Below are 15,414 nucleotides of genomic sequence, written 5' to 3'. Positions count from 1 at the left end.
AATTTTGACAACTTTATTCTTAGGAGCTTCTTACATTGGCATTTTGCTAGTTAGTTTTACATACCAGGTTCGGTAGAACCCAAATTAGATGAGCTTACCCTGCTATAAATACCTCTTAAAACCACTTTTTATCTAAGTAGTAGAGTGCGTGAAAGGGAGCAATATTTAAATCCACAAGCATGAGACTATTTACACTCACGTACCGCGCCAAGGAATGAATAATATTGATGCAGTTGGAAAAGATATTAGGTCTCTCTGTGCACCCAGAACCACCCTAAATTTTAGCATTGTCTGTGGTGGCAGCAAAATTATATAATGGCTTTTTGAGGGCGAAAAATTAAGTTTCTACACTTTAGCATTGTACAATAAATAGTTGACCTCATTAGCTAGCCATTCGTTAAACAGATTGTGCAATATTTCTTGATACCGTTCAGGGGTTAATTCCGCCGGGAGAAACTTTTCAACCAGGAACAAGTGATATCCTAGCTCTGTTTCAATTGGACGAACCACTTCTCCGGGTTTAGCGCTAAATACGGCGACGGCTATATCTGGTTTTAAACCCCACCGATAAACCTTGCCTTTGCAACCGCATAAATGCCGGCTATTTTCGTCAATGTCGTAAAGATGAGCGGCATCAAAAAAGCTGATTTCTCCTTCTTGAATTTGATAAAATAGTTCCTGAGCAAGCTGCGGGTTGGCAACAACTATTTGATAAAGGATTATTTGGTCGAATTGCAGTTTGTTTTGAACAAAAATCTTTTTTACTTCTTTGCTAAACAAGTGTTCGGCTAGTTTTTTGCTGAGAAGCCGATCGCGAATCCCGGCCTCTAAATCTTCTACGGAAATCATCTGATCGACCAGCCAAGCAATCGTATCCGCCGCTTTCTCCAAACGCTTCTCGCGGCGGAGTTGGTCGCCCACAGCTTGAATTTCGTCGGGAGTCACAGTTAACTCCCGTTCCCGGGCGGCTTTCTCAATAACTTTTTTCTGCAAAACCTTTTGACTAAAGGTTTTTAATTGCATCTCTTGTCTGAGTTGTTTGATGATTTCACTTGATTCAATCAATGGCTCGTAAAAGTCCTTCATCTTTCTCTCTCAACCTATATAAATTTATTAACTTCATCCGCCGACGATTCCTGCGGGGTAGTTGGTGTTAACGGTTAACGGTTAGCTACAAGATGTCATTTGGCAAACTAATAAAATCAGCATTGCTCAAAGTTGTTGCACCCGCTGCGTTAACTGTTCCCAAAACAACAGCTAAAATTCGATCGCCATTATTTGAACTAAACTTGACCAGAGTCGCGTCTGTCGTACCGTCACCATCCGTATCAAACGCAACGAGTGTCAAATCTGTTACCAAAAGTCCCCCTATCAGCCCAATTCGATCGCCTTGAGCGGGATTGAAATCAACGACTCGATCTGCTAACAATGGATTAGCTGCTGCACTCGCTGTTTCGGGTCTAAAGGCAAAGGTATCAGCGCCGCTACCTCCAATCAATGTATCGGTGCCGAAGTCGCCGCAAAGAAAATCGTCGCTGTTGCCGCCAATCAGCAAATCTTGACCTTTTCCTCCCCGCAAAGTGTCGTTTCCATCGCCTCCATCGATCGCATCGTTACCTCTGTTACCTGTGACAATATCGTCGCCGCTTCCTGCAAAAATTCGATCGCTCCCGCTATCGCCAGTAATCACATCGCTCTCGTTGGTGCCGAGCCAATATCCGTCGCCGTTGCTGTCGTAGCTGATAGTTAATGCGCCAGGATAGTTTTCTGGGGCGATCATTTGTGGAGGCGGGGTTTCAGCATTGCTGTTGTTGGTATTGCGATCGGGAAGTGCGATCGAATTATTGCTGTTACTGTTATCTGTCGGATTAGAAGTGATCGCGCTGCTGCCACCACCCGTACCGATCGCATCCTCATTATTTGAGGGTGTTGGCGGTGTTGGCGGTGTGGGTATTGGCGCTGTGATATTAATTACCAATGCAGAGCCTGTAGCAGCCGGAGCTGGCGCAGGGGCAGGTGCAGGTGCTGGCGCTGGGGCCGAAGCTGTGGCGCTAGTAGTTGGCGGAGTCTCTAAACCGCTGCTAGCTGAGGCGCTCGCACTGCTAGAAGTGCCACTGGGAGCCGATGCTGTCTGAGCGCTGCCGCTGCTCCCTGTCGGAGAAGTCGCTGTCGCGCTGCTGCTGGCACCGCTGCTGTCTCCTAACGGCGCAGGTGCAGGCGCAGGTTCAGGTTCAGGCGCTGGAGCAGGCGCTGGAGCTGGTGCAGGCGCTGGAGCTGGTGCAGGCGCTGGAGCTGGTGCTGGTGCTGGCGCTGGTGCAGGTGCTGGCGCTGGGGCGCTAGTAGTTGGCGGAGTATCTAAACCGCTGCTAGCTGAGGTGCTCGCACTGCTAGAAGTGTCGCCGGGAGCCGATGCTGTCTGAGCGCTGCCGCTGCTCCCTGTCGGAGAAGTCGCTGTCGAGCTGCTACTGCTGGCACCGCTGCTGTCTCCTAACGGCGCAGGTGTTGGTGCTGGCGCTGGGGTGGGTGTTGGCGCAGGTGCAGGCGCAGGCGCTGGGGCAGAAGCTGTGGCGCTAGTAGTTGGCGGAGTATCTAAACCGCTGCTAGCTGAGGCGCTCGCACTGCTAGAAGTGCCGCCGGGAGCCGATGCTGTCTGAGTGCTGGTGCTGTTCCCTGTGGGAGAAGTCGCTGTCGCGCTGCTGCTGCTACTCGCACCGCTGGTGTCTCCTAAAGGCGCTGGTGTTGGTGCAGGTGCTGGTGTTGGTGCTGGCGCAGGTGTTGGCGCTGCTGCTGGGGCCGAAGCTGTGGCGCTAGTAGTTGGGGGCGTGACTGTAGAAGCACTTGCTGCCGCGCTGCCGCTGCTAGATGTAGCCCCTGCAGTGTAAGCAGTCTGACTGCTGGTACTGCTTCCCGTCGGGGAAGCGGCTGTCGCGCTGCTGGTACTGCCCGCACCGCTGCTATTTACAAACGAACTAGACTTGCTGGAACTGCTGCTGCTGCCCGCACCAGGGTTATTCACCGGCGGCGAATTCAAAAGGTTTAAACTATTGCTGTTTCCAACAATATTATTTAAGGGCTCAGGAGCTAATGAATCTAATGGAGGCATCGCGATTTATCTCCTTTTAGCTGTATGGCTGTCCCGCTGAATTTTTATTAAATTTGATTTAGCCATTACAATCATCATGAAAACGCCTGTTAAAATTTGAAATCCACCTTACACAGGTCGGCACTGTAGCAGTTTTAATTGGGGTGAGTACAGGCTCAAAATTACTTTTTTTAAATTACCCTTTCAAATTCAACTGCCAACCCCGATCGCAAATCATTAGGCCGGACTGCTAAAGATGAATAAAGCTCTGCTATCGTTCAATGATACAGAATAAGTGTTTTCAGTGCGGGCGTAAGAGTTAGCTGTAGCTGAGGCTTCAGTAAAAGCAATATAAGGACTAACAGAGACCTTTGTGTAAGTGTTCGCCAGAGTCGAGGTATTTTCGCCAATAGCAAAAGCATCAGCATCAGCACTGCCAAATCCATAGGTAGCAAAAGTGTTAGCGGTACCAGTTGCGCGTGTATAACCAGCACCTACAAGCTTGCTCGCTCCTAAAACGGCTTCTACATAATCTAAATCATCAATAATCATGTTTTTTGCACCGCAACAATTTTTAGTGGCTGCTTAACTGATATTAGAATGCAAGCCAGCCAAAGCCATTAAGTATGTTGGTCTAAAAACAGCTATGTAAAGTTTGGCAAGGATTTGTGACTTACCTATCTAGAGATCGATCCAGCAATTCTTGCATTGCTTTACATAGCTGAGTTTCTGACTGTGGCTCTACACTATTGTTACTAGTAGTAGTAATAAGAACCACCAGTAGCTGATATGGAAACGCCGTTAGAGGAAGAGCTGTAAGGTGTGGTCTCTGTCTTGTTGAATGTCTGAGTCACAGTGCCGTAACCGTAGGCCTTAGCGTCAGATTCAGCAGTGGCCGTATGACCGAAGACATAAGCACTGGAGTAGAGGTTTTTGTTCAGGTTGAAATTTTCGTTGAAATACACGACCGAGATGTCCTTGCCTAAGCCAAAACCGCCAACAATGCTGGTTTCTTCGGAAACAAGTTCGACATGGTTCAGATCTGAGATAATCATGGCTTTTTTCCTTGTTTGTTAACTGCTTGCTCGAAGCAATCTTGTTTGCTTTCGATGTACCTAATATATCTGGACTAATTAGAGCTGTGTTGCCAATTTGGCAGATTTGTGGAAAATTAAAATGTAAAGTTAGCTTCATAAATGTTTGTGATTTTTTTGTCCAAAAGCTACAAAAAATCGATGTATTTTGACATATAAAAACCAGCCTCGTTTTATTGTCTATTGACGAGACTGGAAGATTGTAGTATTTCGCTCAATTGATAACTTGTATAGACAAAGACTGCCCCTGCAAAACCCCAGAAATTACAGGTCAATCAATTTTAGATTTTAGATTTTAGATTTTAGATTGAATCAACGTAAAACGTTATTATCTTAGATAGCCGAGTTCTTAAAGAAGTCGGCTATCTGGGTATTCCGTTTTTTTAGGTTGACCGACTTAACAAAGTATCAGGTACGATCGCCATACCGTGTTGCCATTTTGGCAGATTTATCTGAAGCGCGGGTGTTCGATACTGAAAAACCCGATCGCCCGCGGTGAGTCAACCAAAAAATTGGTACACCCAACGCCCGCAATCGGGTTGTCGGTCGATCGACTAAATTACTTACCCGCCCAATTAAACAAGCGCGTCTTAAATCCAGCAATAAATCCTTGATTGTGAACATCAACCGCCGGCGCCGAGATATTTGAACCGGGGCAGCCGACTTCAGCTACAAAACCTCCAGTATCTGAGTGCAACTCGCTACCAATCTGAATTGCATCACCCCCTCGAACTCCGGCTCGTTTTTCCCTCACCACTTCCACATAATCTAAATCCGCAATTTTGCCCAATGCAGGCTTAGTTTCCGATTTACTCGACTTGCTGATTTGACTGTTTTCTTTAAGCAAGCGGTTGGAAGTACGGTAAGGGATGTAGTCGAGAGGGTTGTAACCCGTGCACCGCAAAAGTAAAAAACAAGCCCAAGAATACTTTCCTGCCAGGATGGCTGAAATTATCTCATCCAATTGTTCTGGTTTGATTCCAACTTGGGAATGATTGGCAGAATGGTGAAGTTGGGAATTCATTATTTTATCCTGTTTTGTGTATAGAGAATGACAAAGGACAACAACCAATTAACTCAATTCTACAAACTCATGCCGCCCTTTTGTAGCTGCTTGAGAGGGTCAAGCAAAATGTCGGCTATGCTGCGCTGGCGAATGACTATTTCCGCAGTAGCTGTTTGGCCAGCTTTGAGTTTCCAGGTTTGGTTTTTGGCTTTCACTGAGTCTCGATCGATACTCACTTCCACCCGGTAAAAAACACCCAATCGCTCGTCTGTTTTGGCATCGGGCGAAATAGATAAAACTTTTCCCGGAATCACGCCGTAATTTTGATAAGGAAAAGCATCGAATTTGACTTGCACCGGCATTCCGGTTTTGACAAATCCCGCTTCTCGGTTCGGCAAACTGACTTCCAGCACTAGCGGAGCCTGATTCGGAGTCATTTCTGCAATAGTTTGACCCGGTTGAACTACTTCGCCTTTGTTGTGAATGTTGAGTGCGGAAATCACTCCGCTTACGGGTGCGTAGAGAAATCTTTGTTTGAGCTTATTTTTTGCTTGATCGAGCAGGGTTTGGGTTTCGGCAATTTTGGATTTGACTTGATTTAATTCTATTTCCAACTGCTGAATTTTTTGCTCTTTTTCTAACTGCGTTTGGCGCGCTGCGGCTTGTTTGCTGGCGGCTTCGGCTTGCAGTCGATCGACTTCTGCCAATTGTTGAGTTAATTCACCTTGGGTTCTAGAAATGGCGCTAGTTCGATCGCGCAAATTCTGCTCGACTTCAAACAACCTTTCCTTAACCCCAGTTGCATCAGACAGTTGACTCCTGAGGGCAGCACTTTGCCTGTCGCGAACGGTTTGCTCGACTTCAAAGGCGCGATCGTCAGCCTGAGTTGTCTCCCCCAACTGGCTTCTAATCACCGCATTTTCGCTTTCTCGCACAGCTTCCTGAGCTTGAAACAATACGTCTTTTGACAGTGCTCCTTCATCTACCAAAGGTTTGAGACGCGCGATCCGCTCTTTGTGAGCCGCTACTTTTGCTTGCAATTGCCCCAGCAATTCTTGAGTCTTGCGTTGCAATGGTTTCACCTGATCGCGCCGCCCTTGCTGCGAGTTAATATCTGTTTTCAGTTGCGAGAGCAAGTCTTGCACATTCTTTTCCAGAGGTTTGAGCTGTTGCTTGCGCCCTTGCTGAGACACTAAATCTGCTTGCAATTGCTCGATTTGAGACTGCGTGGTGGCCGCTGAAGCGCGAGCACGGGCGATCGCAGCTTCAGCCCCCCGCTTGTCTGCAGCAGCAATAGCTTGGCTCGCTTCTACTTCCAGTCGAGTTCTCTCGATCGAACTCATCTCTTGCATCAATTGAATCCGATAAGCGTCCAGAATTTTATCAAGACGCTCCACCTCGCTCTGGGCGTTCGACGGGTCTAATTCGGCCAATAATTGTCCAGCTTTGATTTTTTGACCTTCTTTGATAGGGAGGTTAATAATTTTTCCCGTATCCGTCGGGTGAATTTTGTAAACAGCGCCTTTGGGAACTAATTTGCCCTGAGCATGACCAACCTCGTCAATTTTTCCCAAAGTTGCCCACGCTCCAAAAGCTACAGAAAACACCATTCCTCCTAATATCAACCGCTGCGGAAAAGATACTGGTGGCTGGTCGAGTACCGAGTGCAAAGAAGTAGACCAATTATTCGCATCAGGCTGCCGTAACTTGGCAATATTGATACCGTCATTAGTTTGAGAAGAGCGATTTTGAGGTTCGACAACTTCTAAAGAGCGGTCTTTTTTTCGGGCTTCGTTTTCTTGCCTTGAAGCTACGCCCCCATAGACTTTACCTATTTCGTTAGGAGCAGCGCCTAATTCTTGTTCATCTTGTGAAACCATGATCCTTACTCCCCACTTGTAATTTTAAAAAATTGGTAATTAGAAATTGGTAATTGGCAATCGGAAATTGGGACTCGGTAATTAGTAAATTCGATTTGAGATTTGAGAGGGAAAAATTCAAAAATCCGTTACCTCGATTAAATCTCGTACCTTACTCCTTGCCGAACTTCCTACTTCCTTAAATATCGAGTTGTTGCTGAGCGAGGTGATAGTAAAGTCCGCCTTCAGCCATCAATTCGTCGTGGTTGCCTTGTTCGGCTAAAATGCCTTTGTCTAGAACCAAAATTCGATCGGCATTACGCACCGTAGACAACCGATGAGCGATAATAAACGCAGTGCGATCGCGACTAATGCGGGCGAGATTTTGCTGAAACCTGCGCTCAGATTCGGTATCCAGCGAAGAAGTTGCTTCATCCAAAACCAAAATCCGGGGATCGCCCAAAAGAGCGCGGGCGATCGCAATTCGTTGTCGCTGGCCCCCAGACAAACTCGTTCCCCTTTCCCCCACAGGAGTTTGATAACCCAGCGGCATATCTTGAATAAAAGCATGAGCTTCTGCTAGCTTCGCCACTTCTATCGCCTCTTCCAAGCTTGCAGAAGCAGCATCGTTTCCGTTTTTATACAGCGTAATATTTTCCAAAATCGTTCCCGAAAACAAGAAACAATCTTGAGGAACAACACCCAACTGAACTCGCAGCGACTGCAAAGAAATGTGCCGAATATCGTGGCCGTCAATTGTCAGCCGCCCCTTTTCTGGATAATAGAAACCTTGCAGCAACTTTACCAAAGTGCTCTTACCGGAACCGCTGCGGCCAACAATTGCCACAGTTTCTCCAGCTTGCACCTCAAAGGAAAGATTTTGCAGCGTATTGCGTTCCTCATCCTGAGCATAACGGAAAGAAACATTGTCAAACTTGACGTTTCCCTGAATGCGAGGCAGCACCAGCATTGGCTTGTAAGGGCTTTCTTCAGGTTGGGCAGAGAATACATCATCCAAACGCTCGATCGAAACGAGCACTTCTTGAAACTCATCCCACAGTCCCACCACTGAAAGCACAGGAGAAATCACGTTCCCAATCATCATATTAAAAGCAACAAATTGACCGATCGTCAACTCGTCTTGAATCACCAGCATTGCCCCGTACCACAGCAAAGCCGTACTCCCCAAAGTATTAATCCCACCCCCGATCACCTGCAAAGAATTAGCCAACTTCTGCCCGCGAAATTTAGCATTAATCATGGAAGTTAATTGGTCTTCCCAGCGCCAGCGCATTTCTCGCTCAGCAGCAGTTGCCTTAACCGTCGCTACCCCAGTAATCATTTCCACCAAAGATGAATTTTGCTTGGCACTTTCGGTAAAAATCTCGCGGGACACTTTTCGCAGAAAGGGAGTTGCAACTAAAGTCAAAATCACGATCGGCGGAATCAACGCCAGCACCAACAAAGCCAGACGCCAGTTATAGTAAACCATTAGTCCGACGTAAACTACAGCCATCAAAGCATCCAACCAAGCCGTAATAGCTTGGCGAGTCAAAAATGCCTGGATTTTTTGATTTTCCTGAACCCGCGTTAAGATATCCCCCACCTGACGAGATTCAAAAAACTTGATCGGCAAAGTGAGAGTGTGACTGATAAAGCCGCTAATTAAAGTTAGGTCAATGCGGTTCGACAAATAATCCAGCAAATACTGTCTCGTTGCACCCAACAGCGATCGCCAAACACTAAACAGCAGTAGTCCGAGCGCAAAAACGTGCAGAGTTAGTATGCTTTTACTGACAACCACTTGGTCGAGAATTACTTGGGTAAATAGGGGAGTAACTAGACCAAATATTTGCAGCAACAAGGAGAGGATCAGAATTTGGGCGATCGCAGCGCGGTAGGGCCAGACTATGCCAATAAAATTTTTAAGTTTTATGCCTTGATGTTCGGCAGTGTGATTGCGGTATAGTTCCGCTGTCGGGTCTAAAATTAGGGCGTACCCAGTCCAATTTTCGGTAAAACTTTTAATGCTCATCCACCGCTTGCCCGCAGCCGGATCGGCCACTAAAACCTGTTGATTTTTAAAGCGGTAAACTGCCACGTAGTGATTGCCCTGCCAGTGAGCAATCCAGGGATTTTGATTTCGCAGCGGAGTTAAAGAAGCTCGCACGGGACGGGTTTGAAATCCCATCCTTTCCGCTGCTTTTGCCAGACTCTTGAGCGACGCGCCGCTGCGGCCGATTTCTGCCAATTCGCGCAAGTAATTTAGGCTAAATTTTTTACCCCAATATTCGCTAATCATCGCTAAGCAAGTAGCTCCACAATCTGCTGCGCTCTGTTGTTGAATGAATGGGTGTCTGCTGCTCAACCAGCGCCGCTGCTTGGGTTTGGGAAAGCTAATGAGTCCGGCTGTGGGTTTTTGCTGAGCAACTGCGGTTAATTTTGATGGCTGGGTTTGTGAGGTAGATGTGGCATTTTGAGGCGGCGTTACTAAGCTTAAAATTGGAGGTTTGCGGATGATTTTAGGGCGGGAATTGATTTCGGAACTAATTGTGGCCAGGGCGATTTCCCACTGTTCGCTGCTAAGCTGGTAAATTAGCATATCTGTTACCGCTATCCAGTCGCTCTTTACGTCTGAATGTTCCCAGTTACTGCCCATAATTGGCGGTGCTTGACCTTGAATTTGACCCCTGCGGAGCCAAAAATGATTGTTGGAGTTTTGGCAATGCTCAGCGAGGGAAACTCCGGCAGGAATTCTGATTTCTTCTATGTAAGGAAGTAAGTGCGGCCACAGAATCTGTTGTTGGTGGGGAGGGAGCGATCGCAAATCTGTTTGTGTCTTGAAAAAGATTAAGCGCTGTCGCTCTTGAAATTGTTGCTGCAAGTGCTGTTGCAGTTGCGGGGATTCCTCTAAAATAAGCTCCAATGTGGTGGCGGCAATTCGAGCGATTTGGCAAGTTCCGGCCGCAATTGCTCTGTAAGGAAGTACGTTTTCAATAAATAGGTTATCTGTCCCAAATATTGCTCCGACTTCCAGTACCACCGCCGAAATTTCCTGCTGTTGAGACGCTTCTACCGCTAGCAGCCTGACTCTTCCCTCGCAAACTAAATAAAAATTGCTATCGCTCTGTTTTTTTTCAACGAAATTGTTGCTATTATCTGATGTTTGATATTGAGTGATTTCATCTCCGAGCTGAAACTCGCAAATTTCACAGGCTGTATTTAATTTCGCCACTACTGTCGGTCCTGCACCGACTTCCTCGAAAATTTTCTGAATAGCCGGGAAATTTTCTAAGGCTTCTCGGGTTTTAAAAATGTGATTTTTAACCTCTAAAAAATTTTCCATAACTTACCCTGTCACAAATTTGTTTCAATTTTTTTGAATGGCAACTAACCCGGTTATGAGAAATTTTTATTGGTTTAGTTGCAACCTAGTTGGCTTAAAAACTGTTTGTCGATATGTCCGACTAACGCCCTTTAGTTACGGCATCCCTTCAACGCCTTTAGGATATATAAAATTGCGTTTTTTCAGGATTGTGTGGTGATTACGTAAGTGTGGTTTTGGCTGGCTCCCAGTTTAACTTACAGAATCGTGATTTTGGCTACCGGTAAGGGCAATCTTTACCGAATCTTTATAAATTTACCGTAATTATACGGAGATATGTGAAGATTCTGTGAAGCTGGGCGAGCCAGTTGTTGTGTCCGGTATACGTATATATACGCAAAAATTTACATTCAGGATTCAAAAACCATCAATTTTCGACGCTTGTTTGTGAAGTCCAGATTCCGCACATTGTAAAGAAATATTGATTGCTGTTAGTTTCTAGCAGCAATTCAAGCAATTAATTGACCATCTACCCTCGGTATCTAACGGCTTAAAGTAAAGTGGAAAATTCTGCTGTTGATAACGGCATTCCATTTGGGGGTGACTTCTGTGAGGACCCAAACCCATCACTATCGATACCCATCACTATGCGTCTAAAGCCCGATTAAAAGTATCGGTTTCTCTGCTTAACGAATTTTGTGCGATCGCACTCAGTGTATTTGTTCTCCAAAACCAGGGAATAGTTTAAAATCCAACAACCAACTAGTGCAAATGTCAGCGTCTAATTCGCCAACATCTTCTGTACCACTGTCCCTGGAACAAGGGCTCAAACATTTTTTTGGCTATGACTCTTGGAACTCGGGGCAGCAGGAAATTGTCGAAGATGCTTTACAAAAAAGGGATATGATGATTGTCATGCCGACAGGCGGTGGCAAGTCTTTGTATTTTCAATTACTGGCACTGTTGAAACCGGGATTGACAGTGGTTGTTTCGCCGTTAATTCCTCTGATGCAAGACGAGACACTTGTGGCGGCTAATTAACTATGCAGAATCCAGCGATTCCCGCTGCACAATCCAGTTAAATTATTTTGGGCATGGGAGGAAGGCTACTTTTCGGCACATCTTAGCCGTATCATCTGTTGTTTAGTTCACCCTACTTCATGCTGTTTCACCTGAGTTCGGCTCAGTCAAGGCAACTGCTAGTAATTGAGCAGCCTGCACGTTACTCATTGCGACTTCCCAAATGCCTTTTGCACAATAGCTGTAAAAGTTACGAATAGGAAGAAACAATGAAAGCTACTGGTAAGGTGTATACAATTGATTTGGCTGGAAATCAGTATCAAAGCCCTCGCTACTTGCAAAGTCGGGCCAGGATTAACTCGCTCATCGACCATTATATGTCATTGGAAGTTTTGAGCGATCGACTTTCAGACCTACCCCAGCAATTTTCCGCCCCGCATCCCCGCCCTTGGGAGCTCATAGATTGGCAAGAAATCAATCGCAACCAAATTATTGGTGTCAAGCCAGAAATCTTTTTGCAAATATTGGCAAGTGCGGCAGAAATTGAAGCCCCCATCCGCAGCTACGGTAGAGAAAGTTGCTGCTACTTACAGCATATTTACCCGCAAATGGCGCGGTTTATGGGAGGAATTTTTGATGACAACGGCAACATTTTAGAGATAGGTGTCTGGGAAAAAGAAGAACGCCAACATTGCCCGACCTTTAGGAAAATTTACCAGCAACTTACAGCAGAAAAACTGCAAGTTAAACCCAACTCTGTTAATGGTTGTCAATCCACAGGTGACGCTTGGCAAGATACCTACAAACACGTGATTAGCCGCCTGAGTACCGAGTGGGGAGCTACTTCTGTTTATTTATGGTTGATGGTACACTCAACAGGAGCGTTGCAACAGGCAATTTCCCAGCCTTTACAGGATGAAATCAATCATTTGGCTAAGTTTTGGGGTTTCAGCCGCTGGGCATTCTCCCAGAGTTATTTCAATCAACTAAAAGGCTCTACCAAAAACCTAATTGCTTTGCTGAAACACCATCAGATTGAACGCACGCACGGTAACGATGTGTTTAATACTTCACTCAGTCTCAAACAGCTTTCTTTGGTGGTGGAATTGACTTTTACATTCACGCGAGTGATGGTGCGTCTGCGGCGCTGGAACCGCGAACTCAGTCGCAGTTATCTCAGACATTTGTTTGGTACTGCGCCGATGGTTGATGCACCGCGCCATGTTGCTTAAATCTGAGATATTGCACGAGTTTCATGAACAGGCAAGATGCCTGTTCCACTCATAGTTCAATTTTATTGTGGGGGTAAGGTGCGCCCTCAGCACCTAGCTATGTTAAAGTGCTGACATATCTACTCGTTTTAATCTTGAAGAATACACCGTAGGAATCAAAGTTTAATGAGTCTGTAACGATCGCACTTCAGAGACAATTGAAATTAAAATGTACTATAAATCATGCAAATTACGATCGACCTTCCCGACAATCTCCCCCTGACTGAAGCCAATGTGAGGATAGAATTGGCGATCGGACTTTATCAGTAACACAGCCTCAGTCTAGATAAAGCCGCTCAACTCGCTAAAATATCAGCGGACGATTTCTACCAAATATTAATCGAGCGCAATATTGTCACCCCGCCAGCAGATCCCGATGACGAACCGGCCGAACTCATACTAGCCAGCCTCCACAACTCCATGCAGCAAGTTAAAGAAGGCAAAATTCATCCTATTTCTGAACTGTGGGAGGGCATTGTAAAGCTTTATGGTTGAATTTATGGTTTCCACTGACAGATCATTGGTGACAAGTTAAGACTTAATTGCATTTGTCAATGAGTAATTTTACTCAAAAAAACTGCTTTTTTAGGAGTGGAAAATTCACGAGTTGAGAGGGAGTAGGTATAATTATCATACGAGGCATGATTCCTCGATCGCCCAAATGTCAGTTTTATGCCCAAAATCCGAGTAAATGTTGAGCATAATTGCTGATTGACAAATGCTTTCTTAGCTTAACTTGTTACCAATGCTGACAGATAGACTCTCGCTTGAGAGGGCAAGTTTTGGGAGCGATCGGATTTCCGCTGAGGAAGACCCCATGCAGGTTAGTCAAGGATGCTAGCGGTTTGATATCGCCGATCTGATTGTCGATGAGGGAGAGCCAAGTCTGGTTAGTCAAGGATGCTAGCGGTTTGATGTCGCCGATTTTATTGTCTGTGAGGTTGAGCCCAGTCACGTTAGTCAAGGATGCTAGCGGTTTGATATCGCCGATTTTATTGCTATCGAGGTTGAGCCCAGTCAGGTTAGTCAAGGATGCTAGCGGTTTGATGTCGCCGATCATATTGCGGCTGAGGGAGAGCCAAGTCAGGTTAGTCAAGGATGCTAGCGGTTTGATGTCGCCGATTTTATTGCTATCGAGGTTGAGCCCAGTCAGGTTAGTCAAGGATGCTAGCGGTTTGATGTCGCCGATCTGATTTCCGCTGAAGTAGATCACAGTCAGGTGAGTCAAGGATGCTAGCGGTTTGATGTCCCCGATTTGATTGTCGCTGAGGCCGAGATCCGTCAGGTTAGTCAAGGATGCTAGCGGTTTGATGTCGCCGATCTGATTTCCGCTGAGGTTGAGATCCGTCAGGTTAGTCAACGATGCTAGAGGTTTGATATCGCCGATTTTATTGTCTGTGAGGATGAGCGAAGTCAGGTTAGTCAAGGATGCTAGCGGTTTGATATCCCCGATCTGATTTCCGCTGAGGTTGAGCGAAGTCAGGTTAGTCAAGGATGCTAGCGGTTTGATATCCCCGATCTGATTTCCGCTGAGGATGAGTTCCGTGAGACTAGAAAGTTTCCGATCGGCCGCATCGCACTCATACCAATTTAATATGAAGCTGCATAGAATAGGGCTTCAAGAATAAACTTGTAAGATGACAACGAACTAATTTGCTCAGGGGTGATTTTTTCAAGAACTTGTTTCAATCGCTCTCGTAATTGCTCAAGTGTTGTAAAAACCTCTCCAATAAGTTCCTGTTTTATATATTCCCAAACCCTTTCAATTGGATTAAGTTCTGGACTATGTGAGGGTTGACAGACAGGAATTAAATTTTCGGGCCATGATAGTTCATTAGTGATATGAGCACCCGCTCTATCCATGTGAACAAGGGCAATATCTTCACCCAATTGTAGAGAAAGAGCGTCAATAAATTGCTGAAAATATTCTCCGTTAAGATGAGCGTACTCTTGGCAAAAATGCCAGCCACTCAATGGTTCGACTACCCCATACAGCCAAAAGTTTTCACGTTTCCATAGTATGGGAGCAACTGGTTTTACCCCCCTGGCTGTAATTAATTTTCCTGTCAATGTTTTTAATCCCAACCGGGTTTCATCTTGACACAAATATCGTAGCTTTTTACCCTTACCAAAATATTTTTGCAACGTCAATACTGCTGGAATGATGTTTTTTTAAAAAGCTCCACTGCTTGTAAGTCCTGTAAAGCACTTTGCGGACGTGGCACTTTCAGTTTTGCTTGGAGACGATAATGTACCCAGGCATAGACTGTTGCATAAGTCAGTTCTAAATTATACTCTGTTTTTAACCATTCCACAATTTCCCCGTAGCTTTTGAAAGGCGCTCCTGTTGCCAAGCGTTCTTTAAGTCCTGCTAATGCCTCAATAGTCAAGTGTTGTACTTGTCCGGGGGCTTTTTTCACCAACAATAATTCCGATAATCCACCACGTCGATACTTTTGTAGCCACCGGGTTATCGTAGATTTGTCTCTACCCAAACGATGCGCTAATTCTTGATGCTCCTGTACTTGCCCTGTTTTTAACCACCATAATACTTGTATTCGTTCTTTCTGACTCGCTGTACGAGTATTTTTTAGTTGTTTTTCTAAAAATTCTGCACTTTCTTCAATTGTTATTTTAAAAAGACGAGCCATAAAACGCACCATAAACGCCATCTCTCTATTATAGCATTTCTTAGAAAGATGAGGTATAATATAACTAACTTAAACGGAGTGAAAAATATAGAAGTTCAAAATGTTA

The 15,414-nt window shown here is 45.5% G+C and carries 11 protein-coding genes and 1 pseudogene; 2 read left to right on the top strand and 10 right to left on the bottom strand.

Annotation, left to right across the window (positions count from 1 at the left end; genetic code table 11):
• Positions 1 to 345: 345 nt before the first annotated feature.
• The 7 genes from QUA04_RS25065 to QUA04_RS25035 all read right to left on the bottom strand — a co-directional run bounded on the left by QUA04_RS25065 (position 346) and on the right by QUA04_RS25035 (position 10,387).
• Positions 346 to 1,086 (bottom strand): peptidylprolyl isomerase, encoded by a 741-nt coding sequence (locus QUA04_RS25065; protein ID WP_333262215.1) that lies wholly within the window; start codon positions 1,084 to 1,086, stop codon positions 346 to 348.
• Between the two features lie 85 nt (positions 1,087 to 1,171).
• Positions 1,172 to 3,103, bottom strand: a complete 1,932-nt coding sequence (locus QUA04_RS25060) for a calcium-binding protein (protein ID WP_333262212.1) — start codon at positions 3,101 to 3,103, stop codon at positions 1,172 to 1,174.
• Between the two features lie 216 nt (positions 3,104 to 3,319).
• Positions 3,320 to 3,634 carry a hypothetical protein gene (locus QUA04_RS25055; protein WP_333262209.1) on the bottom strand — a complete coding sequence of 105 codons (315 nt, stop codon included), beginning with the start codon at positions 3,632 to 3,634 and terminating at the stop codon, positions 3,320 to 3,322.
• Between the two features lie 203 nt (positions 3,635 to 3,837).
• Positions 3,838 to 4,137, bottom strand: a complete 300-nt coding sequence (locus QUA04_RS25050) for a hypothetical protein (protein ID WP_333262206.1) — start codon at positions 4,135 to 4,137, stop codon at positions 3,838 to 3,840.
• A gap of 598 nt (positions 4,138 to 4,735) precedes the next feature.
• Positions 4,736 to 5,200 carry a HetP family heterocyst commitment protein gene (locus QUA04_RS25045; protein WP_333262203.1) on the bottom strand — a complete coding sequence of 155 codons (465 nt, stop codon included), beginning with the start codon at positions 5,198 to 5,200 and terminating at the stop codon, positions 4,736 to 4,738.
• Positions 5,201 to 5,259: 59 nt separating this feature from the next.
• Positions 5,260 to 7,062, bottom strand: coding sequence for an HlyD family efflux transporter periplasmic adaptor subunit (locus QUA04_RS25040; protein ID WP_333262200.1), 1,803 nt, complete (start codon positions 7,060 to 7,062; stop codon positions 5,260 to 5,262).
• A 178-nt stretch (positions 7,063 to 7,240) separates the two neighbouring features.
• Entirely contained in the window at positions 7,241 to 10,387 is a 3,147-nt protein-coding gene (locus QUA04_RS25035; RefSeq protein ID WP_333262197.1) for a peptidase domain-containing ABC transporter, read from the bottom strand.
• 750 nt (positions 10,388 to 11,137) lie between these two features.
• On the opposite strand from QUA04_RS25035, the pseudogene QUA04_RS25030 reads away from it, so the two are divergent.
• A pseudogene (locus tag QUA04_RS25030) lies at positions 11,138 to 11,386 on the top strand (DEAD/DEAH box helicase); the annotation flags it as partial.
• A 269-nt stretch (positions 11,387 to 11,655) separates the two neighbouring features.
• Positions 11,656 to 12,618, top strand: coding sequence for a hypothetical protein (locus QUA04_RS25025; protein ID WP_333262194.1), 963 nt, complete (start codon positions 11,656 to 11,658; stop codon positions 12,616 to 12,618).
• 778 nt (positions 12,619 to 13,396) lie between these two features.
• On the opposite strand, the gene QUA04_RS25020 is transcribed toward QUA04_RS25025, so the two are convergent.
• Genes QUA04_RS25020 through QUA04_RS25010 form a run of 3 tightly spaced genes read right to left on the bottom strand, consistent with a single transcriptional unit; the run spans position 13,397 to position 15,320 of the window.
• Entirely contained in the window at positions 13,397 to 14,254 is an 858-nt protein-coding gene (locus QUA04_RS25020) for a leucine-rich repeat domain-containing protein (RefSeq protein WP_333262219.1), read from the bottom strand.
• Positions 14,248 to 14,808 (bottom strand): IS630 family transposase, encoded by a 561-nt coding sequence (locus QUA04_RS25015; protein WP_333262192.1) that lies wholly within the window; start codon positions 14,806 to 14,808, stop codon positions 14,248 to 14,250. The genes QUA04_RS25020 and QUA04_RS25015 overlap by 7 nt, the downstream gene beginning before the upstream one ends.
• Positions 14,805 to 15,320 carry a helix-turn-helix domain-containing protein gene (locus tag QUA04_RS25010; RefSeq protein ID WP_333262188.1) on the bottom strand — a complete coding sequence of 172 codons (516 nt, stop codon included), beginning with the start codon at positions 15,318 to 15,320 and terminating at the stop codon, positions 14,805 to 14,807. Before QUA04_RS25010 ends, QUA04_RS25015 begins: the two co-directional genes overlap by 4 nt.
• Positions 15,321 to 15,414: the final 94 nt, after the last annotated feature.

Source organism: Microcoleus sp. S13_C5 (assembly GCF_036700845.1).
Classification (GTDB): domain Bacteria; phylum Cyanobacteriota; class Cyanobacteriia; order Cyanobacteriales; family Microcoleaceae; genus Microcoleus.
Note: the sequence above shows the minus strand (reverse complement) of the source record. Positions and strands in the feature narration are given on the sequence as shown.